The sequence below is a fragment of the Pseudomonas sp. MWU12-3088 genome (genome assembly GCF_023242405.1).
In the GTDB taxonomy this organism is placed as follows: domain Bacteria; phylum Pseudomonadota; class Gammaproteobacteria; order Pseudomonadales; family Pseudomonadaceae; genus Aquipseudomonas; species Aquipseudomonas kribbensis.
This window is the reverse complement of record NZ_JALJEA010000003.1, coordinates 141,458-167,500: the sequence shown is the minus strand read 5'-3', so window position 1 is coordinate 167,500 and position 26,043 is coordinate 141,458. Positions and strand designations below refer to the sequence as shown.

Annotated in this window: 29 protein-coding genes and 1 tRNA gene; 23 read left to right on the top strand and 7 right to left on the bottom strand. The window is 58.7% G+C overall.

The features are described 5' to 3' along the window. Position 1 precedes the first annotated feature (1 nt). Positions 2–2,038, bottom strand: a complete 2,037-nt coding sequence (locus M5B98_RS09570) for an ATP-binding protein (RefSeq protein ID WP_134827891.1) — start codon at positions 2,036–2,038, stop codon at positions 2–4. A 45-nt stretch (positions 2,039–2,083) separates the two neighbouring features. After that, a complete protein-coding gene (locus tag M5B98_RS09565; protein ID WP_248742557.1) occupies positions 2,084–3,001 on the bottom strand; it encodes a putative 2-dehydropantoate 2-reductase in 918 nt (305 codons plus the stop codon). Between the two features lie 140 nt (positions 3,002–3,141). Between M5B98_RS09565 and M5B98_RS09560 the strand changes: the two genes are divergently transcribed. Next, positions 3,142–3,627, top strand: a complete 486-nt coding sequence (locus M5B98_RS09560; RefSeq protein ID WP_007951218.1) for a YajQ family cyclic di-GMP-binding protein — start codon at positions 3,142–3,144, stop codon at positions 3,625–3,627. Positions 3,628–3,765: 138 nt separating this feature from the next. Then, on the top strand, positions 3,766–4,605 hold the full coding sequence (locus M5B98_RS09555) for a mechanosensitive ion channel family protein (RefSeq protein WP_007951217.1): 840 nt from the start codon (positions 3,766–3,768) through the stop codon (positions 4,603–4,605). A gap of 119 nt (positions 4,606–4,724) precedes the next feature. On the opposite strand, the gene M5B98_RS09550 is transcribed toward M5B98_RS09555, so the two are convergent. Then, complete coding sequence (locus tag M5B98_RS09550) at positions 4,725–6,086, bottom strand: OprD family porin (protein ID WP_248742556.1); 1,362 nt, start codon at positions 6,084–6,086, stop codon at positions 4,725–4,727. An 878-nt stretch (positions 6,087–6,964) separates the two neighbouring features. Here M5B98_RS09550 and M5B98_RS09545 point away from each other — a divergent pair. Both M5B98_RS09545 and M5B98_RS09540 read left to right on the top strand, forming a co-directional pair. Then, positions 6,965–7,390, top strand: a complete 426-nt coding sequence (locus M5B98_RS09545; RefSeq protein WP_085709617.1) for an HIT family protein — start codon at positions 6,965–6,967, stop codon at positions 7,388–7,390. A 2-nt stretch (positions 7,391–7,392) separates the two neighbouring features. Further along, entirely contained in the window at positions 7,393–7,599 is a 207-nt protein-coding gene (locus M5B98_RS09540) for a SlyX family protein (RefSeq protein WP_248742555.1), read from the top strand. A gap of 70 nt (positions 7,600–7,669) precedes the next feature. On the opposite strand, the gene M5B98_RS28725 is transcribed toward M5B98_RS09540, so the two are convergent. Beyond that, a complete protein-coding gene (locus tag M5B98_RS28725) occupies positions 7,670–8,272 on the bottom strand; it encodes a cold-shock protein (protein ID WP_114885073.1) in 603 nt (200 codons plus the stop codon). Between the two features lie 309 nt (positions 8,273–8,581). Here M5B98_RS28725 and M5B98_RS09530 point away from each other — a divergent pair, with 309 nt between their 5' ends. The 19 genes from M5B98_RS09530 to nadA all read left to right on the top strand — a co-directional run bounded on the left by M5B98_RS09530 (position 8,582) and on the right by nadA (position 23,642). Continuing rightward, positions 8,582–9,052: a Dps family protein gene (locus tag M5B98_RS09530; protein ID WP_039766007.1), complete on the top strand. Its 471-nt coding sequence runs from the start codon at positions 8,582–8,584 to the stop codon at positions 9,050–9,052. Positions 9,053–9,293: 241 nt separating this feature from the next. Continuing rightward, positions 9,294–9,638, top strand: a complete 345-nt coding sequence (locus M5B98_RS09525) for a ribbon-helix-helix domain-containing protein (protein ID WP_248742554.1) — start codon at positions 9,294–9,296, stop codon at positions 9,636–9,638. Between the two features lie 113 nt (positions 9,639–9,751). Continuing rightward, positions 9,752–9,973, top strand: a complete 222-nt coding sequence (locus M5B98_RS09520; protein WP_065258528.1) for an FmdB family zinc ribbon protein — start codon at positions 9,752–9,754, stop codon at positions 9,971–9,973. Positions 9,974–10,081: 108 nt separating this feature from the next. After that, complete coding sequence (aspS, locus tag M5B98_RS09515; protein WP_085709621.1) at positions 10,082–11,857, top strand: aspartate--tRNA ligase; 1,776 nt, start codon at positions 10,082–10,084, stop codon at positions 11,855–11,857. 129 nt (positions 11,858–11,986) lie between these two features. Next, positions 11,987–12,733: a YebC/PmpR family DNA-binding transcriptional regulator gene (locus M5B98_RS09510; protein ID WP_085709622.1), complete on the top strand. Its 747-nt coding sequence runs from the start codon at positions 11,987–11,989 to the stop codon at positions 12,731–12,733. A 101-nt stretch (positions 12,734–12,834) separates the two neighbouring features. Next, entirely contained in the window at positions 12,835–13,359 is a 525-nt protein-coding gene (gene ruvC, locus M5B98_RS09505; RefSeq protein WP_065258525.1) for a crossover junction endodeoxyribonuclease RuvC, read from the top strand. A 114-nt stretch (positions 13,360–13,473) separates the two neighbouring features. Next, positions 13,474–14,082, top strand: a complete 609-nt coding sequence (gene ruvA, locus M5B98_RS09500; RefSeq protein WP_007951205.1) for a Holliday junction branch migration protein RuvA — start codon at positions 13,474–13,476, stop codon at positions 14,080–14,082. Continuing rightward, positions 14,083–15,144 carry a Holliday junction branch migration DNA helicase RuvB gene (ruvB, locus tag M5B98_RS09495; RefSeq protein ID WP_085709623.1) on the top strand — a complete coding sequence of 354 codons (1,062 nt, stop codon included), beginning with the start codon at positions 14,083–14,085 and terminating at the stop codon, positions 15,142–15,144. 127 nt (positions 15,145–15,271) lie between these two features. Next, entirely contained in the window at positions 15,272–15,739 is a 468-nt protein-coding gene (gene ybgC, locus M5B98_RS09490) for a tol-pal system-associated acyl-CoA thioesterase (protein WP_085709624.1), read from the top strand. After that, positions 15,729–16,424, top strand: a complete 696-nt coding sequence (tolQ, locus tag M5B98_RS09485; RefSeq protein ID WP_007912733.1) for a protein TolQ — start codon at positions 15,729–15,731, stop codon at positions 16,422–16,424. The genes ybgC and tolQ overlap by 11 nt, the downstream gene beginning before the upstream one ends. A gap of 23 nt (positions 16,425–16,447) precedes the next feature. Beyond that, a complete protein-coding gene (gene tolR, locus M5B98_RS09480) occupies positions 16,448–16,900 on the top strand; it encodes a protein TolR (RefSeq protein WP_162803534.1) in 453 nt (150 codons plus the stop codon). Then, positions 16,900–17,979, top strand: a complete 1,080-nt coding sequence (gene tolA, locus M5B98_RS09475; RefSeq protein WP_085709625.1) for a cell envelope integrity protein TolA — start codon at positions 16,900–16,902, stop codon at positions 17,977–17,979. The genes tolR and tolA overlap by 1 nt, the downstream gene beginning before the upstream one ends. Before the next feature lie 17 nt (positions 17,980–17,996). Next, complete coding sequence (gene tolB, locus M5B98_RS09470) at positions 17,997–19,277, top strand: Tol-Pal system beta propeller repeat protein TolB (protein WP_248739404.1); 1,281 nt, start codon at positions 17,997–17,999, stop codon at positions 19,275–19,277. 52 nt (positions 19,278–19,329) lie between these two features. Then, on the top strand, positions 19,330–19,827 hold the full coding sequence (pal, locus tag M5B98_RS09465) for a peptidoglycan-associated lipoprotein Pal (protein WP_003178634.1): 498 nt from the start codon (positions 19,330–19,332) through the stop codon (positions 19,825–19,827). A 6-nt stretch (positions 19,828–19,833) separates the two neighbouring features. Further along, entirely contained in the window at positions 19,834–20,667 is an 834-nt protein-coding gene (gene ybgF / locus M5B98_RS09460; RefSeq protein WP_114885069.1) for a tol-pal system protein YbgF, read from the top strand. A gap of 165 nt (positions 20,668–20,832) precedes the next feature. Further along, positions 20,833–21,480: a 7-carboxy-7-deazaguanine synthase QueE gene (queE, locus tag M5B98_RS09455; protein WP_041068581.1), complete on the top strand. Its 648-nt coding sequence runs from the start codon at positions 20,833–20,835 to the stop codon at positions 21,478–21,480. A 1-nt stretch (position 21,481) separates the two neighbouring features. Continuing rightward, positions 21,482–22,174 (top strand): 7-cyano-7-deazaguanine synthase QueC, encoded by a 693-nt coding sequence (gene queC / locus M5B98_RS09450; protein ID WP_248742553.1) that lies wholly within the window; start codon positions 21,482–21,484, stop codon positions 22,172–22,174. Between the two features lie 63 nt (positions 22,175–22,237). Next, a tRNA-Lys gene (locus tag M5B98_RS09445) sits at positions 22,238–22,313 on the top strand. 270 nt (positions 22,314–22,583) lie between these two features. Beyond that, positions 22,584–23,642 (top strand): quinolinate synthase NadA, encoded by a 1,059-nt coding sequence (nadA, locus tag M5B98_RS09440; protein ID WP_039766022.1) that lies wholly within the window; start codon positions 22,584–22,586, stop codon positions 23,640–23,642. 58 nt (positions 23,643–23,700) lie between these two features. Here the strand turns inward: nadA and M5B98_RS09435 are convergent, their stop codons facing one another. From M5B98_RS09435 to gcvT, 3 genes are all read right to left on the bottom strand, one after another. Further along, the gene (locus M5B98_RS09435) at positions 23,701–24,189 is read right to left on the bottom strand and encodes an RDD family protein (protein WP_085730269.1); all 489 of its coding nucleotides are present in this window, start codon (positions 24,187–24,189) and stop codon (positions 23,701–23,703) included. Between the two features lie 97 nt (positions 24,190–24,286). Beyond that, complete coding sequence (locus M5B98_RS09430; protein WP_007951194.1) at positions 24,287–24,499, bottom strand: cold-shock protein; 213 nt, start codon at positions 24,497–24,499, stop codon at positions 24,287–24,289. A gap of 404 nt (positions 24,500–24,903) precedes the next feature. Further along, a complete protein-coding gene (gcvT, locus tag M5B98_RS09425) occupies positions 24,904–26,028 on the bottom strand; it encodes a glycine cleavage system aminomethyltransferase GcvT (protein WP_248739187.1) in 1,125 nt (374 codons plus the stop codon). Positions 26,029–26,043: the final 15 nt, after the last annotated feature.

Here is a 26,043-nt window from a genome sequence, read left to right as displayed (position 1 = left end):
TTTACCTCGGTAGTTGATTGGTTTCGGCGGCGATGGGTGCCGGTTGCGCGAGCGGCAGGCGCAGGGTGAAGCAGGTGCCTTGCCCCGGTGCCGACTGCACTTCCATCTGCCCTTTGTGATTGTTGGTGATGATGAAGTACGACACCGACAGTCCGAGCCCCGTGCCCTGGCCGATTTCCTTGGTGGTGAAGAACGGCTCGAAGGTGCGTTTGCGCACGTTCTCGCTCATGCCGATGCCGTTGTCCTCGACCTGAATCTCCGCCCACGGCGGATTGAGCTTCGTGCGCAGAATAATCCGACCCGGCTCGCTGTCGTCTTCGCGCAAATGGATCGCCTGCGCAGCGTTTTTCAGCAGGTTGAGCAGCACTTGTTCCAGTTCGTTGGCAGTGCCCGGAACCGGTCCCAGCGCCGGGTCGAACTGACGGATGATCGCCTGACCCTTGAAGTCGAAGCCGATGGCCAGGTCGAAGTCGTTGCCGGCGATCTCCACGGCCTGATCGATCAGCGCCGGCAGGTCGCACGGCGCCATCTGCCGGGTGCTGCGGCGGCTGAAACTGAGCATGTGAGTGACGATTTTTGCCGCTCGGGCCCCGGCCTGCTGAATGCCGTCGAGCAGTTGCGGGACTTCCCGGCCTTGCAGGTAACGGTTCACGGTTTCCAGTTCGATGCCCAGTTGTTCGGCCTGTTCGAGGTTTTTCGGCAGGTCGGGCGACAGACGCCGGCGAATGTTCTGAACGTTATGCAGAATCGCCCCCAGCGGGTTGTTGATTTCGTGAGCCATGCCGGCCGCGAGGCCGCCGACCGAGAGCATTTTTTCCGACTGCACCATCATGTCTTCCAGCGACAGACGCTGGGTGATGTCGTCGATCCGGATCACCACGCCACGTCCGGCACCGCCCATCAGCGGGTAGAAGGTCAGGGCGTAATGCTTGGGCTCGTCGTCCTTGAACCAGGTCACCCGCTCGATTTTCGCCACGGTATGTTGTTCGACGGTCTGCTTGAGCTGCGGCAGGAACGGCTTGAGCGGTTCGAACGCGAGGAAGATCGGCTGATTCAGCGCTTCGTCCAGCCGGGTTCCCGAGAGGGCGCTTGCCTCCTGGTTCCACTGCGTGACGTAGAGCTGCTCGTCGAGGGCGATCAGCGCCGAGGGCATGGAGTCGATGATGCTGTTGAGGTAATTCTGGAAACCCGTGAGCTTCTTCTCGATCTTGCTGCGCACCTGGACTTCCAGCTCCAGCTTGCGGTTGGTGTGGCGGGTTTCTTCGGCCAGCCCCTGTGCCTGATCGTAGGCGGCTTGCGAGTCATCGCGGGCACGCTTGAGCTGCTGCTCCCGGGCCTCGATGCGTGAAAGCATGGTGTTGAAGGCCTCGGCGAGGCTGCCGATTTCGTCGTGGTTGCCGCGCGAGGCGCGCAGGGCGTAGTTCTCCTCGCGAGTGACCTGGCGGGACAGTTCTTCGAGCTCGTGGATCGGCCGGGTGATCAGGCGCTTGATCTGCCGGGCAATCACCAGCCACAGCAGGACGCTGAAAATCAGGATTCCCAGACTCGCCGTCAGGGTGCCGGTGTAGAACGCCATCGGCAATTCACTGCTGGCCACCAGCAACAGATGACCCGGCGCGGTGCCGGGGCGGGGAAGGGTGATTAGTTGATTGCTGCGAAACTCGGTGAGTTGCCAGGCTTCGATGTGTCGGTAGCGTTCCGGCAGATTGAGTTTGTCGCCGCGTTGCACCTGAGCGATGCGGTCGCCCTTGCCGTCATACAGGGCGGCGGCCCGCAGTGGCGAGTAGCTGTCGAGCTCCTTTAGCAGGCGTTCGGCGCTCTGCGGTGATTGCAGGGCTTCGGCAATCAGGCTCGGGTTCGCCACCAGACGGCCAATGGTCTGCAGCGCCTGGGGCGCCATGCTTTCCTGGGAAATGTAATAGGCCGCGCTGATGAAGGTCAGGTTGGCGACCAGTAACACGGTGGTCAACAGCACCAGCAGGGCGGCCAGCAGTTTCTGGCCGACCGGCAGGTTTTCGAGGCGCTGGCGCAATGGCATCGGGCTTATCGCAACAAAGGAACAAGTGGGCAGCGTAGCCGCTGCTCAGTCCACGGGCAATCCGAGACTGTGCAGATGGGCTGTCAGCCGTTGCTGCAATTGTTGCAGATGCGGCAGGTTGAGCTGATGCCGCTGCGCAGCCTTGCAGGCATGTCCCAACAGATAGCTGATTTCGGTGCGGCGCTTGTTGGCCACGTCCTGATACATGGAGGAGAAATTGGCGGCGGTGGCCGAAATCACCCGTTCGACTTCCTGTTGCAGGTTGTCTGCCGCCGCGGGCTGGCCGCAACGCTCCAGCAACTCGGTCAGTTCGGCGCACAGAGTGGCGACTTCGCAATGGTGTTCCTGCAATCCGCCGTTGCGGCAGTCGTGCAACACCGTCAGTGGATTGATCGCACAGTTGAGCGCCAGTTTTCGCCACAGTCGGGTGAGGATGTCCGCGCTCCATTCATGAGGAATCTTTGCCGCTTCAAGATCATCCAGCCAGAACGGTGCCACGGGATGACCGGCATCGCCGAGCCAGGTGTAACCGTGGCCGGCGAACACCACGCGCCAGTCGCCGTCGCGAAACGCGCCTTCGGTGCTGGAGGCGCTGATGCAGCGGGCCTGCGGGACTTGTGCGGCGACCGCTTCCTGGCTGCCGAGGCCGTTTTGCAAAAGAATCAGTTCGGCGTCCGGCGCCAGACGATGAGCGACGCTGGCCACGGCGCTTTCGGCATCGTAGGCCTTGCACGCCACCAGCAGGCGACGGATCGGTCCGGGACTGTCCGGGGTTTCTCCGGGGATGGCATAACTGCTGGCCACGCCTTGTTCCACCAAGGTCAGGCCGCCCGTCGTTGCATAGTCATGCAAGCGGTCGATGTCGCGCAGGATCAGCCGGACCGGCAATCCGGCCCGGGCCAGGCGCGTGGCCCAGAGGGTGCCGAGACTTCCGGCGCCGAGGATGTGCCAGGGGGTGGACATCAGTTTTTCACTCGGTAAGGTACAGGCATGCAAGGCTCGCCGTGTCGGTGGGAAAAGACCCGTTATAATGAGCCCGATTTTAACCGCAAGCCAAGCGCGCCGCGTCCTGAACGAGCGCGCCTTTTTATTGGAGAGATTACATGCCGTCGTTCGACGTGGTATCCGAACTGGACAAACACGAACTCACCAACGCGGTCGAGAACGCCGTGAAGGAACTCGATCGTCGTTATGACCTGAAAGGCAAGGGCAGCTTCGAATTCAAGGAAAAGGACCTGACCGTCCACCTGACCGCTGAAGCCGATTTCCAGCTGGAAGCGATGATCGAGATCCTCAAGCTGGCCCTGGTCAAGCGCAAGATCGACGTGCAGTGCCTCGAGGTCAAAGACTCCTTCGCCTCGGGCAAGCTGATGAAGCAGGACGCCGTTCTCAAGGAAGGCATCGACAAGGAACTGGCGAAGAAGATCGTCGGCCATATCAAGGAAGCCAAGCTCAAGGTACAGGCTGCCATTCAGGGCGAGCAGGTACGTGTGACCGGCAAGAAGCGTGACGATCTGCAGGAAGCCATCGCTGCCCTGCGTGCCAAGGAATTCGGCATGCCACTGCAATTCAACAACTTCCGCGACTGAGCCATCCGAGTCGGGAACCTCTCGGCGTTTTCAGCGTCCGAGGGCCAAGCAGCGGCAGAAACGATTGAGCCCCCACAGGCCCGATCGTTCTGCCGCTGATTTTTTCAGCCCGGGAAGCCGGCAATCAGGAGATAAAAGATGGATTTGAATGCTGAGGTAGACAACCTGGTCAAGGCGTCCCAGGCGTGGATTCCGATGATCATGGAATACGGCAGCCGTGTGCTGCTGGCGGTGATTACCCTGGCGATCGGCTGGTGGCTGATCAACAAGGTCACGCAAAAGCTCGGTGGCTTGCTGGCCCTGCGCAATGCCGACCTGGCGCTGCAGGGTTTCATCAGCAGCCTGGCCAACATCATTCTCAAGGTGCTGTTGATCGTCAGCGTGGCGTCGATGATCGGCGTCGAAACCACTTCGTTCGTGGCGGCGATCGGTGCGGCCGGCCTGGCCATCGGCCTGGCGTTGCAGGGCAGCCTGGCGAACTTCGCTGGCGGCGTGCTGATTCTGCTGTTCCGTCCTTTCCGCATCGGCGACTGGATCGAAGCTCAGGGTGTGGCAGGTACTGTCGACAGCATCCAGATTTTCCACACCGTACTGCGTACCGGCGATAACAAGACCATCATCGTGCCGAACGGCAATCTGTCGAATGGCATCATTACCAACACCAACCGTCAGCCAACCCGCAAGGTTGTGTTCGATGTGGGTGTCGATTACGAAGCCGATCTGCAAAAGGCCCGTCAGGTGCTGTTGGATCTGGCTAAAGATGATCGCGTTCTGCAGGATCCGGCGCCTCAGGCTGTCATTTCGACGCTGGGTGATAGTTCGATCACTGTTTCGTTGCGTGTCTGGGTCAAGACGGCAGACTACTGGGATGTGATGTTCATGTTTAACGAACAGTCCCGTGATCGTTTGAAGACTGCCGGTATTGATATTCCGTTTCCACAACGAGTGATTCGTGTGGTTCAGGAATCGGCGGTTTAATGATAGGTTGCTAATTAAATGCCTGACTTGTTGGTCAGGCATTTATTACAAGTGACAGATAACAAAAAGGCCCATCCGAAGATGGGCCTTTTTTATGCTACCAAACTAACCACTGACGATTACAAGATGTTCAGTGGGTACTCGGTGATCAGACGGAACTCTTTAACGTCGCCTTCGCCTTGGTCGGCGTTGGCGGTGTGCCAGGCTTGACGAATGCGGAAGGACAGATCTTTCGCAGGGCCAGACTGAACTACGTATTTGGCTTCGAAGTTGGTTTCGTGGTGTTTGCCGTCTTCACCGTACAGCGGTGCGCCAGTGCTGGTGCGGTATTGGCTGTTTGCAGCCAGACCGGTACCGTCGATATCCCAACCTTTAACGTAACGAACCATGAAGCTCAGGCCAGGAACGCCGTACTCAGCCATTTTCAGGTCGTAACGAGCTTGCAGGGATTTCTCGCCTGGGCCGTTGAAGTCAGAGTACTGGATGGAGTTGGCGAGGAAGATCGAGTCGCCGCCACGGTTGTTCTTGCCCACGCCGACGTAGTCGAACGGAGTGTCACCGTTGACCTTCTGGAAGGCCAGGGTGAAGGTGTGTGCTTTCAGGAACGACAGCGCAGTTGCCAGGGAGAAGGCAGTGTTGCTGATGTCGCCAGCCAGCTTGTCACCGGTGTCGGTGGTGCGATAGATGTTGAAGTCAGTGTTCAACGAAGTGTCACCACCGAATGGAGTGGTGAGGTTCACGTTCGCGTAGTACTGGTTCCAGACGTCTTCCAGCTTGGCACCGTAGAGCGATGCGCTCAGGTTTTCGGTGATGCCGTACTTGCCGCCGAAGTAGTCGATGGTTTTGGCTTCTACGCCGGCATAGTTCGCGAACAGGCCGCCATCACGGGCGTTCTTGTCCTGGCTGGTCGCCGAGTAGAAGTGACCGGCTTCGAGGTCAAGGTCTTTGACTTCGCTGCTCTGCAGCTGGAAGCCACTGGCCGTTTGCGGAATGATACGGGAGCCGCCGACAGCGAACACTGGAGCAGTGCTTGGCTGTTGGTCGCCGATTTTCAGCTCGGTCTTGGAAATGCGGAACTTGATGGCAGCGCCGGCTTTGCCTTGGCTGTTGTCAACGTCGTGAGCGTAACCGTTGGCCTTGACGACGTCGCTGCGGCTCATGTTGCCTGTGCCGGTGGTGCCATCGCCGCCATCCAGTTTGATGGCCAGGTAACCGAATGCATCGACACCGACGCCGACGGTGCCTTGGGTATAACCGGAGCTGAAGTTGCCGAGGAAGCCCTGGGTCCAGTCTTTCTGGTCGTGGCCGCCATTCTTGTTGTCGCGGTTGAAGTAGTAGTTCTTCAACGTCTCGGTCAGTTTTGCGTCTTCAACAAAGCCTTTGGCTTCAGATTGATCACTAACAAACGGTGCGGCCGTAGCCAACTGAGTACTGGCTGCTGTAACGGCCAGTGCGATCATGCTCCACTTCATCACGCGCATCGTGATTTGCTCCTTTGGTTTTAGAAGAGTACTGCCGTCCCACCTGTTTTATTATCTGGGCGGCTCTTTCTTTTTGTGTCGGCGCAAACTTATATCACGCCGACAATGTTGGCGATACTTGCACATACAACCTTTCATGTTCTTTACGACGCTGTCGCAAATGGCTTGGTCGATGTCGCAAATTCACAGTACCCACGCAGTCGGGCTGACAACTTTATCGCTGTTTCTGGGCCTTTTTGCATCGGTAAAAAAGAGTCCCTGGCAAAACACTTGAATCTCCATCGGGCAACCCTGCCACTGTTTTTTTCGGGGTTTGAACCACCACTTCCCGTGGCGGGCTCATAGCCCATATGAGTACGAATGCAACAAGCGTGCACAAACCGCAAAATTGATGCGGTTATTTTTCCCGGGCCCCGCTTGTGGCTGTAAAAACCTTGTAAATGCGGGCTCGCGCGCCCCTTTTTGATCAGGGTTGACGCGCTTCCTCGCTTGGTGTTGCCAGGCCCGATTTTGCGCATGACAACCAAAAACGTTACCGGTTCACCCTGTCAGTGAGTATTTGGCGGATGCCCGAGCCATTGAGCGTAGACCCGCTGTACGGTTTTGGTGCAAATAATTTTCCCGGCTGTACTGAATTCAAACACTTGAGCCCTGTCATGACCCTGAACGCGGTAGTGAGTCATGGTCATTTCGGCGTGCTGTCTGGCACGGCGGGTCTCGTGCTGGTGCGTGATCGCCAGAAATGTTCCATGGCGGGGCGCCGCTTCATCGTGAAGGGCAGGGCATTCGAAGGTATGCTGCCGTCCTGTCGTTTAGTGCGCCTTCCACCGGGCAGGTCCACTAAGCTGAATATTGTCAATCAGCCGGGAGTACACCCAGTGTTTGCTTTAGATTCACGCCTTCAACAGGACACGCTGACCATCGGCGACTTCCCGCTCTGCCGGTTGCTGCTGTCCAACGACGCCAACTACCCGTGGTTCATCCTGGTGCCTCGTCGCGACGATATCAGCGAGTTGTTTCAATTGGATGTCGCCGATCAGCAGCGTCTGTGGCAGGAAACCACGGCCCTGGCGGAGGTGCTCAAGGACTCGTTCGATGCCGACAAGATGAACGTTGCCACACTGGGTAACGTCGTCAGCCAGATGCACATGCATGTGATCGTGCGCAAACGTGATGACGCTGCGTGGCCGGCGCCGGTCTGGGGCAAGCACCCGGCCAAGCCTTACAGCGCCGAACAGGTGGCCGCGATCCGTGAGCGCCTGCGTCTGGTGCTGGACGAAGATTTCAAGTTTCTGGAGGGCTGATCATGAGCCTGGAACAACGCGTTACCGAACTGGAAAGCCGTCTGGCATTTCAGGACGACACCATTCAGGCATTGAACGATGTGCTGGTGGAGCAGCAGCGAGTCGTGGAGCGTCTGCAGTTGCAGATGGCCGCGCTGCTCAAGCGTCAGGAAGAAATGGTCGGCCAGTTCGGATCCTTTGAAGAAGACGCACCGCCGCCGCACTACTGAGTTTGCGCATTTTGCAAGGGCAATAAAAAACCGCGAACAGCCAGGCTGTTCGCGGTTTTTTCGTTCTGGATCAGCGACGCGGCAAGGCGGCGATCACGTCTTCGGCTTGCAGGCCTTTGTCGCGGTTCATTACCGAGAACTCCACGCGCTGGCCTTCGACCAGGACGCGGTGGCCTTCGCCACGGATGGCGCGAAAGTGCACGAAAATATCATCGCCGGAATCCCGGGAGATAAAGCCGAAGCCCTTGGAGGTGTTGAACCACTTGACGGTGCCGGTATCGCGGTTGCTCATGTCGTAGCTTTGCGCGGCGGCGGCCGGTGAGGATTTGTAGAAGCTGACGGCCAGGTGCAGGACCACGGCGACCAGGGCGATCACCAGGCTGAACAGCACGGCTGGCTGGCCGGCGATGACAGGCATCGGCGCGATCAGGGTCAGGGTTTGCAGGACGACGGTCAGCACCAGCAATGCGCTGACCAGATTTTGCAGATGCTGGCGCGGGCCTTTGTTCCAGTAAGGGATCACCGGGGCAATGACCAGGTTCAGCAGGCCGAAAAAGGCCAGGTAAAGTGCATCGGGTTGTTGCAGGTAAGGAACGGCTTCGGATTTCAAGCTAGGTATGAACGACAGCAGCAACGCCGCTGCGCCCATTAGCAGGTGGACGATTTTCAACATTTTTATTGACTCACGTTATGACGGCTCACAAGGAAGAGCTGAAGGCGCACGGTTCGCTTCGAAACAATAAGAGGCGTTGGACACGTGCCCGGCATCAGCCTATGCGCAACGCCCGGAAAACAGGGCATAGCGACACACTGCCTATTTAACAGCAAAGCCTGCGGCTACTCAAATCACGCCGGCTAGCGGCAACGCGTGGGGCGATTTGTCGCCTCTATCGGTTCGATACGGGGGCTGCCATGGGAGGGAGGCCTTGCTACAGTGAGCCGACACCTGCTGGATGAATTCAATCGCCGTTAGGGGGTAAGCATGGCAATCGATATCGGTATCAGTGAAGAAGACCGCAAATCCATCGTTGAAGGGCTGTCGCGTCTGCTGTCGGACACCTACGTGCTCTATTTGAAGACTCACAACTTCCACTGGAACGTCACCGGACCGATGTTCCGGACCCTGCACCTGATGTTCGAGGAGCAATACAACGAACTGGCACTGGCCGTGGATTCGATCGCCGAACGCATCCGCGCCCTGGGTTTCCCAGCGCCGGGTGCCTATGCGACTTACGCGCGTCTTTCCTCTATTAAAGAAGAGGTGGGCGTGCCGAGTGCCGAAGACATGATCAAACAGCTGGTCGAAGGCCAGGAGGCGGTCACTCGCACGGCGCGGGGGATTTTCCCGCTGCTGGATAAGGTCAGTGACGAGCCGACGGCTGATCTTCTGACCCAGCGCATGCAAGTCCACGAGAAAACCGCGTGGATGCTCAGGGCGCTGCTCGAAGCCTGATCGCCCGTGGCGCACGGACACGAATTGTCGGCCGTGCGCCCGTCCTGGCGAGGAAAAAGCACACGCGTTTGTAGGATGCGAGGAAAGCACTTCGCTGGTCCATGATCCTCCCTTTTCTGTTGGCTTATCCTACGAGGACGGTCAAAAAGTCGTCTGGCCATGCCTTTGTCCCTGCGCTTTTAATGAGGTCACAGGATGTTGCCTTGGCAACAAGCAGAGATGGCAAAGGAGTGTCAACGATATGGAAGTTGGAGACAGGCGAAGCGGAATCATCATCGGCTCGCGGCAGGACAGGGCCGTGGCGCCGTTTCTTGAAGAGTTCGACATGGCATTGATCCGGCCATTGGCCCGGTCGGTGCGTTTGAACGGGTTTGCGACCTGCATGCGGCTGGAGCAGGTCTACTGGAATATTCTGGGCCGTATGGCCGAGGATAATTGCTGTTCGGTCGGCACCTTGCTGTCCCGTGTCGATCGTGAGGTGCACTTGCGTCACGGTGGCGTGAAGAACTTCAGCGGTCTGGTGCGGGTGGTGTGTGTCGTGCACGGCCTGCGGGATGCCCCGGTGACCGTCGGGGGGTGCCAGTGACCGGGCGGCCCGTGCAGTCTTCCGGCTGCACAGGCCGCATTTAATGGATATAATCCCGCTCTTTCGCCACACCGCCCTGCGGGAGCTGGCAATCTGATCGCCGAGACAACTCCATGCCGATGTACGATTACCAATGTGCTTCCTGTGGTCATCAGTTGGAAGCCATTCAAAAGATCAGTGATGCACCGCTGGTCGATTGCCCTGCCTGTCAGGCACCAGAGCTCAGGAAACAGCTGTCCATGCCAGGCTTTCGCCTCAGCGGCAGCGGTTGGTACGAAACCGATTTCAAGACCGGCGCGAAGAAGAATCTGGCCGGTGGCGACAAATCTGACTAGGGTTCAAGCCCAGGTCATACGACACGCGCGAGCATCCACCGGTCGCACAGAGCTTGAGTGCGGCGGATCTCCACCGAATTTCGAATTACGAGAAGCGAAACCACTACCATGATGCGCAGCCATTATTGCGGCCAACTGAACGAAAGCCTGGAAGGCCAGGAAATTACCCTTTGCGGATGGGTTCACCGTCGCCGCGACCACGGCGGGGTGATCTTCCTCGATATCCGTGATCGTGACGGTCTGGCCCAGGTGGTCTTCGATCCGGATCGCGCCGAGAGCTTCGCCGCCGCCGATCGCGTGCGCAGCGAATACGTCGTGAAGATCACCGGCAAGGTGCGTCTGCGTCCGGCCGGTGCCACCAACGCCAACATGGCGTCGGGCATGATCGAAGTCCTGGGCTACGAACTGGAAGTGCTGAACGAGTCGGAAACCCCGCCGTTCCCGCTGAACGAGTTCTCCGACGTCGGTGAAGAAACCCGTCTGCGCTATCGTTTCCTCGACCTGCGTCGTCCGGAAATGGCCGAGAAGCTGCGTCTGCGTTCGCGCATGACCACCAGCATCCGTCGCTACCTCGACGAGAACGGCTTCCTCGACGTGGAAACGCCGATCCTGACCCGCGCTACTCCAGAAGGCGCGCGCGACTACCTCGTGCCGAGCCGTACCCACGCCGGTTCGTTCTTCGCACTGCCGCAATCGCCTCAGCTGTTCAAGCAACTGCTGATGGTCGCCGGCTTCGACCGTTACTACCAGATCGCCAAGTGCTTCCGCGACGAAGACCTGCGTGCCGACCGTCAGCCTGAGTTCACTCAGATCGACATCGAGACCAGCTTCCTCGACGAAAAAGACATCATGGGCCTGACCGAAGGCATGATCCGCAACCTGTTCAAGGAAGTGCTGGATCTGGAATTCGGCGAATTCCCGCACATGACGTTCGAAGAAGCCATGCGCCGTTACGGTTCCGACAAGCCGGACCTGCGTAACCCGCTGGAGCTGGTGGACGTTGCCGATCAACTGAAAGAAGTTGATTTCAAGGTGTTCAGCGGCCCGGCCAACGACCCGAAATGCCGTATCGCCGCACTGCGCGTTCCAGGCGGGGCGAGCATGCCGCGCAAGCAGATCGACGACTACACCAAGTTCGTCGGCATCTACGGTGCCAAGGGTCTGGCGTACATCAAGGTCAACGAGCGTGCTGCCGGTGTTGAAGGTCTGCAATCGCCGATCGTGAAAAACATCCCGGAAGCCAACCTGAACGTGATCCTCGATCGCGTCGGTGCAGTCGATGGCGACATCGTGTTCTTCGGCGCCGACAAGGCCAAGATCGTCAGCGAAGCCCTGGGCGCGCTGCGGATCAAGCTCGGTCACGACCTGAAGCTGCTGACCTGCGAGTGGGCACCGATGTGGGTCGTCGACTTCCCGATGTTCGAAGAGAACGATGACGGCAGCTTCTCCGCCCTGCACCACCCGTTCACCGCGCCGAAGTGCACCCCGGAAGAGCTCGAAGCCAACCCGGCTGGCGCGCTGTCCCGTGCCTACGACATGGTTCTGAACGGCACCGAGCTGGGTGGCGGTTCGATCCGTATCCACCGCAAAGAGATGCAGCAAGCGGTATTCCGTCTGCTGGGCATCAACGAAGCAGAACAGGAAGAGAAGTTCGGCTTCCTGCTCGACGCGCTGAAGTACGGTGCACCGCCGCACGGTGGTCTGGCCTTCGGTCTGGACCGTCTGGTGATGCTGATGACCGGCGCCCAGTCGATCCGTGAAGTGATCGCCTTCCCGAAAACCCAGAGTGCTGCCGACGTGATGACGCAGGCGCCGGGTGTCGTGGACGCCAAGGCACTGCGCGAACTGCACATTCGTTTGCGCGAAACACCAAAGGCTGAGTAAGACGGGCCTGAAGGCGCATCTTCGGATGCGCCTTTTTTCTTTCTATAGAGAGCAGGTCGAGATTTTTTTGTTTGCTGGCTGTGCGATGTGCACGGCGGGCAACGTTTCAAAGAGAATTCGGAGCGAGATATGGCAGGTCATTCCAAGTGGGCGAACATCAAGCACCGCAAAGAACGTCAGGATGCCAAACGAGGCAAGATCTTCACCAAGTGGATCCGTGAGCTGACCGTTGCGGCCCGTCAGGGCGGTGGCGATCCGGGTTCCAACCCGCGTCTGCGTCTGGCCCTGGACAAGGCGCTGGGTGCCAACATGAGCCGTGACATCATCGATCGTGCGGTGGCCCGTGGCGCCGGCGCGACCGAAGCGGACAACGTTGAAGAGCTGACCTACGAAGGTTACGGCCCGGGTGGCGTGGCGGTGATGGTCGAGTGCATGACCGACAACCGTAACCGTACCGCCGCGGCCGTGCGCCATGCGTTCAGCAAGTGTGGCGGCAACCTCGGTACCGACGGTTCGGTGGCCTACCTGTTCGAACGCAAGGGCCAGATCAGCTTCGCGCCGGGTGTCGACGAAGATGCGCTGACCGAAGCGGCGCTGGAAGCCGATGCCGACGACGTGGTCACTCATGAAGACGGCTCGATTGACGTGTTCACCTCGTTCACCAGTTTCTATGCCGTGCGAAACGCGCTGGAAGCAGCCGGTTTCAAGGGGGATGACGCGGAAATCGTCATGCAACCGACCACCAGTGCCGAACTGGATCTGGAAGGCGCGGAGAAGGTGCTCAAGCTGATCGACATGCTCGAGGATCTGGATGACGTGCAGAACGTCTATTCCAATGCCGACATTCCGGAAGACGTGGCGGCTCAGCTCGGCTGATAACGGCTAGGCTTCAATGTGGGAGATTTCATGTTTGAGGGTTCATCTCGAACATGGAATCTCCCACATTTGTTTTTGTGTTTTTTCGAACCTGCAGGCTTATGACTTTAATTCTTGGTATCGACCCCGGTTCGCGCATCACCGGATATGGCGTGGTACGCGATACCGGGCGTGGTTGTGTCTACGTGGCTTCCGGTTGCATTCGTACCGGCGCCGGCGAGTTGCATGAGCGTCTGCAGATCGTCTATCGCGGCGTGCGGGAAATCATCCAGACCTACGGTCCGGTGACCATGGGCATCGAAAAGGTGTTCATGGCGAAAAACGCCGATTCGGCGCTGAAGCTCGGGCAGGCCCGTGGGGCCGCGATCGTTGCGGGTGCCGAAGAGAGCCTGGAGATCGCCGAGTACACGGCAACCCAGGTCAAGCAGGCCGTGGTTGGCACCGGTGCAGCCAATAAGGAACAGGTGCAGATGATGGTCATGCACATGCTCAAACTGACCAGCAAGCCACAAATCGATGCCTCGGACGCCCTGGCCATTGCCATTTGCCATGCGCACACCCGCTCCAGCCTGTTGCCTCACGGCCTGGGAACCGCACGCAGTCGTGGCGGGCGCCTGCGTCTCTGATAGCATCAGCAATCAATTTTCCGGTATACGGATTTTGTGCCTGGGTCGTCGGCCCGAATCCGTATTCCGTTTTCCCGCCAGCCCACGGCTGGCCAACGCTCAAGGATCTGAAACGTGATTGGACGCTTGCGCGGCACCCTCGCTGAAAAACAGCCGCCGCACCTGATTCTGGATGTAAACGGCCTCGGGTATGAGCTGGAAGTGCCCATGACCACCCTGTATCGCCTGCCGTCGGTCGGTGAACCGCTGACCTTGCACACCCATTTGGTCGTACGTGAAGACGCGCAGTTACTCTATGGTTTCGCTGGCAAACGTGAGCGAGACTTTTTTCGTGAGTTGATCCGTCTCAATGGTGTGGGGCCGAAACTGGCCCTGGCCTTGATGTCGAGTCTGGAAGTCGATGAGCTGATCCGTTGCGTGCAGTCCCAGGACACCTCGGCGCTGACCAAAGTGCCGGGTGTGGGCAAGAAAACCGCCGAGCGTCTGCTGGTCGAACTCAAGGACCGCTTCAAGGCGTGGGAAACCTCGCCGGCCATGTTTGCGCTGGTACCGAACCAGCCGGACGGCCCGGCACCGGTCAATACCGCCGAGAACGACGCGGTCAGCGCGCTGATTTCCCTGGGCTACAAACCACAGGAAGCGAGCAAGGCGATTTCCGCGATCAAGGAGAAAGGCTTGAGCAGTGAAGACATGATCCGACGCGCCCTGAAGGGAATGATTTAAGTGATTGAAGCTGATCGTCTGATCGCCGCCACGCACAGTCCGCGTGAGCGCGAAGAAGTCCAGGATCGGGCGATACGTCCCGTCAGTCTGGCCGAATACATTGGCCAGCCGACCGTTCGCGAGCAGATGGAACTGTTTATCCAGGCCGCCCGTGGTCGTAGCGAATCCCTCGACCACACCCTGATCTTCGGCCCGCCGGGGCTGGGCAAGACCACCCTGGCCAACATCATTGCCCAGGAAATGGGCGTGTCGATCAAGAGTACGTCGGGCCCGGTGCTCGAACGGCCGGGGGATCTGGCCGCGCTGTTGACCAACCTTGAACCCCACGATGTGTTGTTCATCGATGAAATCCATCGTCTGTCGCCGATCGTCGAAGAAGTGCTGTACCCGGCGATGGAAGATTTCCAGCTCGACATCATGATCGGTGAGGGGCCGGCGGCGCGTTCGATCAAACTTGATCTACCGCCGTTCACCCTCGTTGGCGCGACGACGCGGGCGGGGATGCTGACCAATCCGTTGCGTGACCGGTTCGGTATTGTCCAGCGTCTCGAGTTCTACAGCACCGCAGACCTGGCGACGATTGTCAGCCGTTCGGCGAACATCCTCGGTCTGCCGCTGGATCCGGAAGGCTCTTTCGAGATTGCCCGGCGTGCCCGTGGCACACCGCGGATCGCCAACCGGCTGCTGCGCCGGGTGCGGGATTTCGCCGAAGTCCGGGCCAAGGGGCACATCACCAAGTCCGTTGCTGACCTGGCACTGAATCTGCTGGATGTCGATGAGCACGGCTTCGATCATCAGGACCGGCGATTGCTGCTGACCATGATCGAGAAGTTCGATGGCGGCCCCGTTGGCATCGACAGCCTGGCGGCCGCGATCAGTGAAGAGCGCCACACCATCGAAGATGTGCTGGAGCCGTACCTGATTCAGCAGGGCTACATCATGCGTACACCGCGGGGCAGGGTGGTGACCCGGCACGCGTATCTGCATTTTGGTTTAAACATTCCGTCACGAATGGGCGAAATGCCCGTGGCAGACGAGTTTCTCGATGCCGTGGACGATTGATACACATTTATTGGCGATTTATTCAGCGTTTGTACTGTCTCAGGACGGTACTTTTGCGGTAAAGCCTTCGAACTATGAAAAACAGTTGCCTGGCCGGATTGGCAACCCGAGGAGTAAGCACTAGAGTATGCGCGCGCAAAACGGGCTTGAGCCGTTCGCACATCGTTGTCGCGTTTATTACGAGGACACCGATGCGGGCGGCATCGTGTATTACGTTAATTACCTCAAGTTTATGGAACGGGCTCGAACCGAGCGGCTCCGGGAGCTGGGCTTTGCCCAGTCGGCGCTGGCAGGGGAGGACCTGTTGTTCGTCGTGCACTCCAGCGAAGCGCGTTATCACGCGCCGGCGCGACTGGACGACGAGCTGCTGGTAAGCGCTGATGTAATCGAATTGAACCGTGCCAGCCTGCGCTTTCGACAGCAGGTCAGGCGGGCAACGGATAATGTGCTGCTCTGTGAGGGGCAGTTTCTGGTGGCCTGTGTGCGCACTAACAGTTTGAAACCCCGGGCCCTTCCCGAAGACTTGCGTGCGGCTTTCGCCGACGCGGTCGGCACGGGTACACACTTGAAGCAGGAGATAAAGCGTGGAAGCTAACGTCGTCGACCATTCCTCCATGTGGAGCCTGGTCAGCAATGCCAGCATCGTGGTGCAGTTGGTAATGTTGACCCTGGTAGCCGCATCGGTGACCTCATGGATCATGATCTTTCAGCGCAGCAATCTGCTGCGCGCCGGTCGACGTGCCCTGGAGAGCTTCGAGGAGCGCTTCTGGTCGGGTATCGACCTGTCCAAACTGTACCGCCAGGCCGGCAGCAACCCGGATCCGGATTCGGGCGTCGAGCAGATCTTCCGTGCCGGTTTCAAGGAATTCTCGCGTCTGCGCCAGCAGCCGGGCGTTGACCCAGAAGCGGTCATGGAAGGCGTGGCCCGTGCCATGCGCGTAGCGATCTCCCGCGAGGAAGAGAAACTCGAGCAAAGTCTGCCGTTCCTCGCCACCGTCGGTTCGGTCAGCCCGTACATCGGTCTGTTCGGTACCGTGTGGGGGATCATGAACTCCTTCCGTGGTCTGGCCAGCGCACAACAGGCCACCCTGGCCACTGTGGCCCCAGGTATCGCCGAAGCCCTGATCGCCACCGCGATCGGCCTGTTCGCCGCGATCCCGGCCGTTATCGCTTACAACCGTTTCTCTGCCCGCAGTGAAACCTTGCTGAGCCGCTACTACACCTTCGCCGATGAATTCCAGGCGATCCTGCACCGCAAAGTGCACACCAGCGAAGAATAAGCAGGTATTTACCGATGGCTTTAATCACTCGAGCCCGACACAAGCGCAAGCCGGTCGCCGAGATGAACGTAGTGCCTTACATCGACGTGATGCTGGTGCTGCTGGTCATCTTCATGGTGACTGCGCCGATGCTCAATCAGGGCGTGAAAGTGGATCTGCCCAAGGTTTCCAGCGAAGCCTTGCCGCAGGACAACAACACCCAGGTGCTGACCATTTCGATCAAGGCTGACAAGACCTACTACTGGAACCTTGGCAGCGAAGTCGACACCGAGAAGCAACAGGACCGGGCCATGACCCTGCCACAGATGACCGATGCGGTGACCAAGATCATCCGCGCCGGCACTGAAGGCGGCAAGCGCACCCAGGTCTTCATCCGTGGCGACAAGTCCGTCGATTATGGCTCCGTCATGGGCGCCATGGGCGGGTTGCAGAAAGCCGGGGTCGGTAATGTTGGCTTGATCACCGAGGCCCCCTGATGCAGCAACAGCGAGAGCCGTCCGCCTCGGAAAGCTACTTCTGGCCCAGTGTCTGGGCGATTGGCTTGCACGTGCTGGTGTTCGGCATGCTGTTTGTCAGTTTCGCCATGACACCGGAGCTGCCGCCGGCCAAGCCGATTGTCCAGGCGACCCTTTACCAGCTGAAATCGAAAAGTCAGGCAACCACCCAGACCAATCAGAAGATTGCGGGTGAGGCGAAGAAATCCGCCGCGCGCCAGACCGAAGTCGAGCAGATGGAGCAGAAAAAGGTCGAGCAGGAAGCGGTGAAGGCTGCGGAACAAAAGAAAGAAGAAGCGGCTCAAAAGGCCGAGGAAGCCAAGAAGGCCGATGAGGCGAAGAAAGCGGAACAGGCGAAGAAGGCTGACGAAGCCAAGAAAGCCGAAGACGCGAAGAAAGCCGCCGAAGCCAAGAAGGCAGAAGAGAAACAATTGGCTGATATAGCCAAGAAGAAAGCTGAAGAAGAAGCCAAGAAGGCTGCTGAAGAAGAGGCCAAGAAAGAGGCCGCTGAAGAAGCCAAGAAGAAAATCGTCGAAGACGCGAAGAAGAAAGCCGCCGAAGACGCCAAGAAGAAAGCCGAGGCTGAAGAGGCGAAGAAGAAAGTCGCCGATGAAGCCAAGAAGAAAGCTGCTGCCGATGCTGCGAAGAAGAAAGCGCAGGACGCGGCACGCAAATCGGTCGAGGACAAGAAGGCCCAGGCTCTGGCCGACCTGCTGTCCGACAAGACCGAGCGTCAGCAGGCTTTGGCGGACGAACGTGGTGACGAAACCGCAGGCAGCTTCGATGACTTGATTCGTGCGCGGGCAGCGGAAGGTTGGGCACGTCCTCCTTCGGCACGCAAAGGCATGACGGTTGTACTGCAGATCGGCATGTTGCCGGACGGTACGGTGACTACGGTCAGCGTGGCCAAGTCCAGTGGCGACGGTCCGTTCGATGCGTCGGCAGTAGCGGCGGTCAAGAATATTGGACGTTTGACGGAAATGCAGGGAATGAAGCCGAGCGATTTCGCTCCGTATCGTTCATTCAAGATGACATTCACACCTGAGGATCTAGCCTTGTGAGAAACCTTCTTCGAGGAATGCTGGTCGTGATCTGCTGCATGGCAGGGATCGCGATGGCGGATGAAAAGAACATTCTGGTCACCAGCGGCAGCGATCGGGCGACCCCGATCGCCGTCGTACCGTTCGGTTTCCAGGGCGGTGCCGTCCTGCCGGATGACATGGCTGAAATCATTGGCAACGACCTGCGGAACTCGGGTTATTACTCGCCGATTCCAAAACAGAACATGATCAGCCAGCCAAGCCAGCCGAGCGAAATCATTTTCCGTGACTGGAAGGCTGTAGGTGCCCAGTACATGATGGTCGGCAATATCACGCCGGCCGGTGGTCGCCTGCAGGTTCAGTGGGCGTTGTTCAACGTTGCCACCGAGCAGAAAGTGGCGGACGGCAGTGTTTCCGGTACCACCGAACAACTGCGGGACATGGCGCACTTCATCTCTGACCAGTCGTTCCAGAAACTGACCGGTATCGACGGTGCGTTCTCGACTCGCCTGCTGTACGTGACGGCTGAACGCTTCTCCGAGAAGAACACCCGTTACACCCTGCAGCGTTCGGACTATGACGGTGCCCGCGCCGTGACTCTGCTGCAATCGCGCGAGCCGATCCTGTCGCCGCGTTTCGCACCGGACGGCAAGCGTATTGCCTATGTATCGTTCGAGCAGAAGCGTCCGCGCATCTTCATGCAGAACATCGACACCGGTCGCCGTGAGCAGATCACCAACTTCGAAGGCCTGAACGGTGCTCCGGCCTGGTCTCCGGATGGCAATCGCCTGGCGTTCGTGCTGTCGAAGGACGGTAACCCGGACATCTACGTGATGAACCTCGGTTCGCGCCAGATCACTCGTGTGACCGCAGGTCCCGGCATCAACACCGAACCGTACTGGGGCAAGGATGGCTCGACCATCTACTTCACTTCCGACCGTGGCGGCAAGCCGCAGATCTACAAAACCAGCGCCAATGGCGGTGGTGCCGAGCGTGTGACGTTCGTGGGCAACTACAACGCCAACCCGAAGCTGTCGGCTGATGAAAAGACCCTGGTGATGATCCATCGTCAGGACGGTTTCACCAATTTCAAAGTGGCGGCTCAGGATTTGCAGCGCGGAAGTGTAAAAATCCTCACTGATAGCACTCTGGACGAGTCGCCTACTGTTGCGCCCAACGGCACCATGGTAATCTACGCCACCCGCCAACAGGGCCGGGGAGTCTTGATGCTCGTGTCCATTAATGGACGCGTTAGGCTCCCGCTTCCTACCGCTCAAGGCGAAGTCAGAGAACCGTCCTGGTCCCCTTACCTGAAGTGAGCGGGCGCTACACGTTTTACTTAACACACTGGGGTTCATTAGGAGTTTCACGATGGAAATGCTGAAGTTTGGTAAATTTGCTGCGCTGGCTCTGGCCATGGCTGTAGCTGTAGGTTGCTCGTCCAAAGGCGGCGACAACGCCGGTGAAGGCGCTGTTGATCCAAACGCTGGTTACGGCGCAAACACTGGTGCCGTTGACGGTTCCCTGAGCGAAGAAGCTGCTCTGCGCGCAATCACCACCTTCTACTTCGAATACGACAGCTCGGACCTGAAGCCAGAAGCCATGCGCGCTCTGGACGTTCACGCCAAAGACCTGAAAGCAAACGGCGCTCGCGTTGTTCTGGAAGGCAACACCGACGAACGTGGTACTCGTGAGTACAACATGGCACTGGGCGAGCGTCGTGCGAAAGCCGTTCAGCGCTACCTGGTACTGCAAGGTGTTTCCCCAGCTCAGCTGGAACTGGTTTCCTACGGCGAAGAGCGTCCAGTTGCTACCGGCAACGACGAGCAGTCCTGGGCTCAAAACCGTCGCGTCGAACTGCGTAAGTAATTCGATATGCGAACGTGCCGTCGTGCTGTAACTGTTCTGGCTCTCAGCCTCGCGCCGCTTGCGGCGTGGGCTGCGGTTCCTGTGGTCGATGACAACTCCGGTTATAACAATAGCGGGAGCAGTTATCCGCCTGCAGGTTACGGTACGAACGGCGCCTATGCCGGGGGAGCGGCTTCGGCCCCTGCCTCGGCACAAGGCATGCTGTTCAACCAACTGCAACAAATGCAGGATCAGATATCGCGCCAGCAAGGCGTGATCGAAGAACTGCAGAATCAGGTTGCGCGCATGAAGCAGGAGTCCCTGGAGCGATACCAGGATCTTGATCGGCGCATAGGATCCGGTGCTGCACCTGCCGCGACTCCCGAGAATTCTTCTGCCGGTGGCGATGCAAGTGCTGCTGCCGGTGCCGCTGCTGGAGCCGGGGCTGCTGCCCAGGCACCTGCCGCGAGTGGCGAACCGGCTGATCCGGCCAAGGAAAAGCTGTATTACGATGCAGCCTTCGACCTGATCAAGGCCAAGGATTTCGACAAGGCCAGCCAGGCTTTCGCCGCGTTCCTGCGTAAATACCCGAACAGCCAATACGCGGGCAATGCCCAGTACTGGTTGGGTGAAGTGAACCTGGCCAAAGGCGATCTGCAAGGTGCAGGTCAGGCTTTTGCCAAGGTTTCGCAGCTGTATCCCAAGCATGCAAAAGTGCCGGATTCGCTGTACAAGCTGGCTGACGTAGAGCGCCGCCTCGGTCACACCGACAAGGTCAAAGGCATTCTGCAACAAGTGGTGTCCCAGTATCCGGGTACCTCCGCTGCCCAGTTGGCCCAACGCGATCTGCAACGCATGTAATACTGTTTGACCCGTTTGGAAGAAACCCGCGCTTGTCGCGGGTTTTTTCGTTAGAATTCACGCCCTTTTATGAAACACGCTTCTGGTGATCTACGCGTTGGCGGGGTTGCCTGAAGTGCCTGACGGAGGCGGACAGCCTGTTTAGCTGTTACGCCCGTGGCGACTATGCAAGACACATTGAGAATCACCGAAGTTTTCTACTCGTTGCAGGGGGAAACGCGGACTGCCGGGCTGCCCACTGTTTTTGTGCGCCTGACCGGTTGCCCGTTGCGTTGCCAATACTGCGACAGTGCCTATGCGTTCAGCGGCGGCACCATTCGTACACTCGACGACATCCTCGAGCAAGTGGCCGGGTTTCGCCCGCGCTACGTTTGTGTCACTGGCGGTGAGCCGCTGGCACAGCCCAATGCCATCCCTTTGCTCAAGCAGTTGTGCGATGCCGGCTACGAAGTCTCGCTGGAAACCAGCGGCGCCCTCGACATTTCAGCGGTTGATCCGCGGGTCAGTCGGGTCGTCGATCTGAAGACGCCCGATTCGAAAGAAGCCCATCGCAACCGTTACGAGAACATCGAACTGCTGACGCCCAACGATCAGGTGAAGTTTGTCATCTGCTCGCGGGACGACTATGACTGGGCGGTATCCAAACTGATCCAGTACGGGCTTGACCGGCGTGCCGGCGAAGTCCTGTTTTCTCCAAGTCACCATGACCTGAACGCGAGGGATCTGGCGGACTGGGTGGTGGCGGATAACCTGCCAGTGCGGTTGCAACTGCAGCTGCACAAATATCTATGGAATGATGAGCCGGGGCGCTGAGATGACTGAACAACTGAACACCAACGCAAAACGTGCGGTAATCCTGCTGTCGGGTGGTCTGGACTCTGCTACGGTCGTGGCGATGGCCCGCGCTGAAGGCTACGCCTGCTACACGATGAGTTTCGATTACGGTCAGCGTTCCCACGCCGAACTGCATGCCGCTGCTCGCGTCGCCCGAGATCTGGGCGTGGTCGAGCACAAGGTCATAGGCCTGAACCTGAATGGCATGGGTGGTTCGGCCCTGACCGACACCAGCATCGATATCCCGGAAGAGTTGGGCGAGGGCATTCCGGTCACTTACGTGCCGGCACGCAATACTGTGTTCCTGTCGCTGGCATTGGGCTGGGCTGAAGTACTCGGCGCCCGTGACATCTTTATCGGCGTCAACGCCGTGGATTACTCCGGTTACCCGGACTGCCGTCCCGAGTTCATCGAGTCGTTCGAGCGCATGGCCAATCTGGCGACCAAGGCCGGTGTGGAAGGCAATGGTTTCCGCATCCAGGCCCCGCTGCAGAATCTGAGCAAGGCACAGATCGTCCAGGCTGGCGTGAAGCTGGGTGTTGATTACGGGCTGACGGTTTCCTGCTATCAGGCGGACGATAACGGCCGTGCCTGCGGCAAATGCGACAGCTGCCGACTGCGTGCAGAAGGCTTTGCAGCGGCCGGAATCAGCGACCCGACACCTTATTTTTGATTTTTTTCAAATTAGGTGTTGAATAGTCCTTAAAAATCAGTATTATACGCGCCACCACACAGCGGGTCGTTAGCTCAGTTGGTAGAGCAGTTGGCTTTTAACCAATTGGTCGTAGGTTCGAATCCCACACGACCCACCATATTTGGCGGTTTAGAAAATCCGGAAGGCCCACGAAAGTGAGGATTTCCGGGTTTTTTTTTGCCTGCGATTCGGCGTCACTCCTTTTGGCGGTCGTTGCGCTGACACAGGTCAGAATCATCTTTTGCATCATCGGGATATTCTGTAGCCTTGCGCAGCTTCAACGCTGTCCGTGCCTGATAAAACTCACTCTCCCGGCGGTACCCTCAAGCGGTCCGGAGCCGGGTGTATACTCGACTTTCGCGCGAATGCGCCTGCAGGTCTTGCGAACATGACGCAGATTTCCGAACGCCTTCTGGTACAAGCCCACCTCGACGCCAAGCAGCCCAAGCCGCTGACGGCCGAGGAAGAGGCTTATTACCGTTCCGCCATCGCCGCCGAGCTCAAGGCTCAGGACGCGGTGCTGGTTGCCCACTTTTATTGCGATCCGATCATTCAGGCCCTCGCCGAAGAAACCGGTGGTTGCGTTTCCGACTCTCTGGAAATGGCCCGCTTCGGCAACGCTCACCCGGCCAAGACCGTAGTGGTTGCCGGGGTGAAATTCATGGGTGAAACCGCGAAGATTCTCAACCCGGAAAAACGCGTGCTGATGCCGACTCTGGAAGCGACTTGCTCGCTGGATCTGGGTTGCCCGGTGGATGAGTTCTCGGCGTTCTGCGATCAGCATCCCGAGCGCACCGTGGTGGTGTACGCCAACACCTCGGCCGCGGTCAAAGCCCGGGCCGACTGGGTGGTGACATCGAGTTGCGCGCTGGAGATCGTCGAAAGCCTGATGGATAACGGCGAGACCATCATCTGGGGCCCGGACAAGCACCTGGGCACCTACATTCAGCGTCAGACCGGCGCCGACATGTTGCTCTGGGACGGTGCCTGCATCGTTCACGAAGAGTTCAAGTCCAAGCAGCTGGAAGACATGAAGGCGCTGTACCCGGACGCGGCCATTCTGGTGCACCCGGAGTCGCCGACGTCGGTGATCGAGCTGGCGGATGCCGTCGGTTCCACCAGTCAGTTGATCGCTGCCGCGCAATCGCTGCCGAACAAGACCCTGATCGTCGCTACCGACCGCGGCATCTTCTACAAGATGCAGCAGCTGTGCCCGGACAAGGTCTTCATCGAGGCGCCAACGGCCGGTAACGGCGCGGCGTGCCGCAGTTGCGCACATTGCCCGTGGATGGCCATGAACACCCTTGAGCGCACGCTGAAGTGCCTGAAGGAGGGTTCGAACGAGATCTTCGTCGACCCGGCGCTGATTCCCCAGGCGATCCGCCCGCTCAAGCGCATGCTCGACTTCACTCAGGCTGCACGGATGAAGCTGGCAGGCAACGCCTGACCTTGAGCCGCAAACAAAAACGCCCCGATTCGATCGGGGCGTTTTTGTTTCTGCCGGGTTACTTCGCTTTCTTCGGAATCCGCACCAATTGCGTGTCCGAGTAGATGTCATGCCAGGCGCGCTTGCGCTTGTCGAACAGCGACCAGAAGAACCCCACGCCGAGGCACAGCCACGACGCGATCGACACCATGAACCGCAGCAGCGCCTGCCACAGGCTGATCGCGGTGCCATCGGCGTTCTGTACGCGGATGCCCCAGACCTGCATGCCCAGGGTCTGGCCGGCGTGAGTCCAGAATTTGGCGAAGAAACCGAACAGCACCAGCAGCAGCACGGTGGAGTACAGCGGGTCGCCGTCCAGTTTGCCGGCGTCGGTCATGGCGCGCAGACGTTCTTCGCCGATGATTGCGGCCTGGATCAGCTTATAGATGAAGCCGGTGACGATCAGCAGAGCGGTGCACAGCAGAAAATCGTAGAACATCGCTGCCAGGCGACGGCCGAGACCGACGGCAGGAAAGTCGCCCTGGGGAAGGAGCAGGTGTTTCGACATGGCAGCCTCTGGACGGAAAATGAAGCGCCATTTTACGGATTCGCGCGCACAAAAAAGCCCCTGATATCAATATCAGGGGCTTTTTCGTTACAGAAAATCAGGCTTCAGCGATGACTTCATCAGCCTGCATGCCTTTCTGGCCTTGTACGGCAACGAAAGTCACTTTCTGGCCTTCTTTCAGGCTCTTGAAGCCGTTGCCCTGAATAGCGCGGAAATGCACGAACAGATCCGGACCGCTTTCTGGAGTGATAAAACCAAAACCTTTCTCGTCGTTAAACCACTTGACGGTGCCGCTCTGACGTGTGGACATTTCTTATTTCCTTTGACGCAAAAATTGATGACAGTCTCTTCCTCATGAAAGAGTACTGGGGCTGGTTGCAGGAGAGTAAGAAGACGTCGAACGGGATGTAGCTAACTTGTAGGCTACTGCCCAGGTCACGATTCCAAGCTGACCCATGCAAACACAGTGGACAAACTCTACGCCAACTACAGGAGAAAAAACAAGCCCTGTGAAGGCCCCGGTTTTCCTGAGCTTGCCGGCTGTTAGTCAGTCCACTAGTCGGGCTTATACGATTAGCTTGTTCAATTGTTTTCGAACGTTATAAGCCAAGTTCATATTCGAATCGAATGTAAGGGAAGTGCACTGTTTTATGGCGATTGCGTTACACATTAGTGCACGCATAACGCAATCGCGTTACTTATAGAAACAGTCAATCAACCACGATAGTAGCGTTGTGGAACGAATGGCATTTTGCTTACAAGCATTTGCACCTTTTTCCCACGAACGATGGCCCAGACTGGTGTGTCCAGTGCGACATAAGCGCTGTCGAGGTAACCCATCGCCAATGGCCCGCCCAGGGTCGGGCCGAAACCACCGCTGCACACGCTGCCGATGATTTCGCCGGCTTCGTTGACGATCTCTGCACCTTCACGGACCGGCGTGCGCTCCTGCGGCAGCAGGCCAACGCGTTTGCGTGCGACACCGTTCTGCTGCTGGCCGAAAACCTGTTCTGCACCCGGGAAGCCGCCGGCCCGCGCACCATCGGCACGACGTGGCTTGGAGATGGCCCACAACAGGCTGGCTTCGATTGGTGTGGTGTCGGTGTTCATGTCGTGGCCGTACAGGCACAGGCCGGCTTCCAGACGCAGCGAATCCCGGGCACCAAGGCCGATGGCGGCGACTTCCGGTTCGGCCAGCAGGGCGCGGGCGAGTTTTTCCGCATCGGCTGCCGGTACGGAGATTTCGAAACCGTCTTCACCGGTGTAGCCCGAGCGGCTGACGAAGCAATCCACACCCAGCAGCGTCACGCGGGCGAACTGCATGAAAGTCATCTTCGCCACTTCCGGCGCCAGACGTGCCAGTACGGTTACGGCCGCCGGACCTTGCAACGCGAGCAGGGCGCGGGCTTCGAACAGCTCGGTAATGGTGCACTGATCGCCGATGTGTTTTTGCAGATGCGCCAGGTCCTGATCCTTGCATGCGGCGTTGACCACCAGGAACAGTTCGTCGTTGCCCAGATTGGCGACCATCAGGTCATCGAGGATGCCACCGGTTTCGTTGGTGAACATCGCGTAGCGCTGCATGCCAACCGGCAGGTCGATGATGTCCACCGGCACCAGGGTTTCCAGGGCTTTGGCGGCATTGGCGCCGGTCAGGCGGATCTGGCCCATGTGCGAGACATCGAACAGCCCGGCCTGCTCACGGGTGTGCTGGTGTTCTTTCATCACGCCCAGCGGGTATTGCACCGGCATGTCGTAGCCGGCGAACGGCACCATGCGGGCGCCGAGTTCGATGTGCAGAGCGTGCAGCGGGGTTTTCGACAGTTGTTCGGTGGACATGCGTGACTCCTTGAT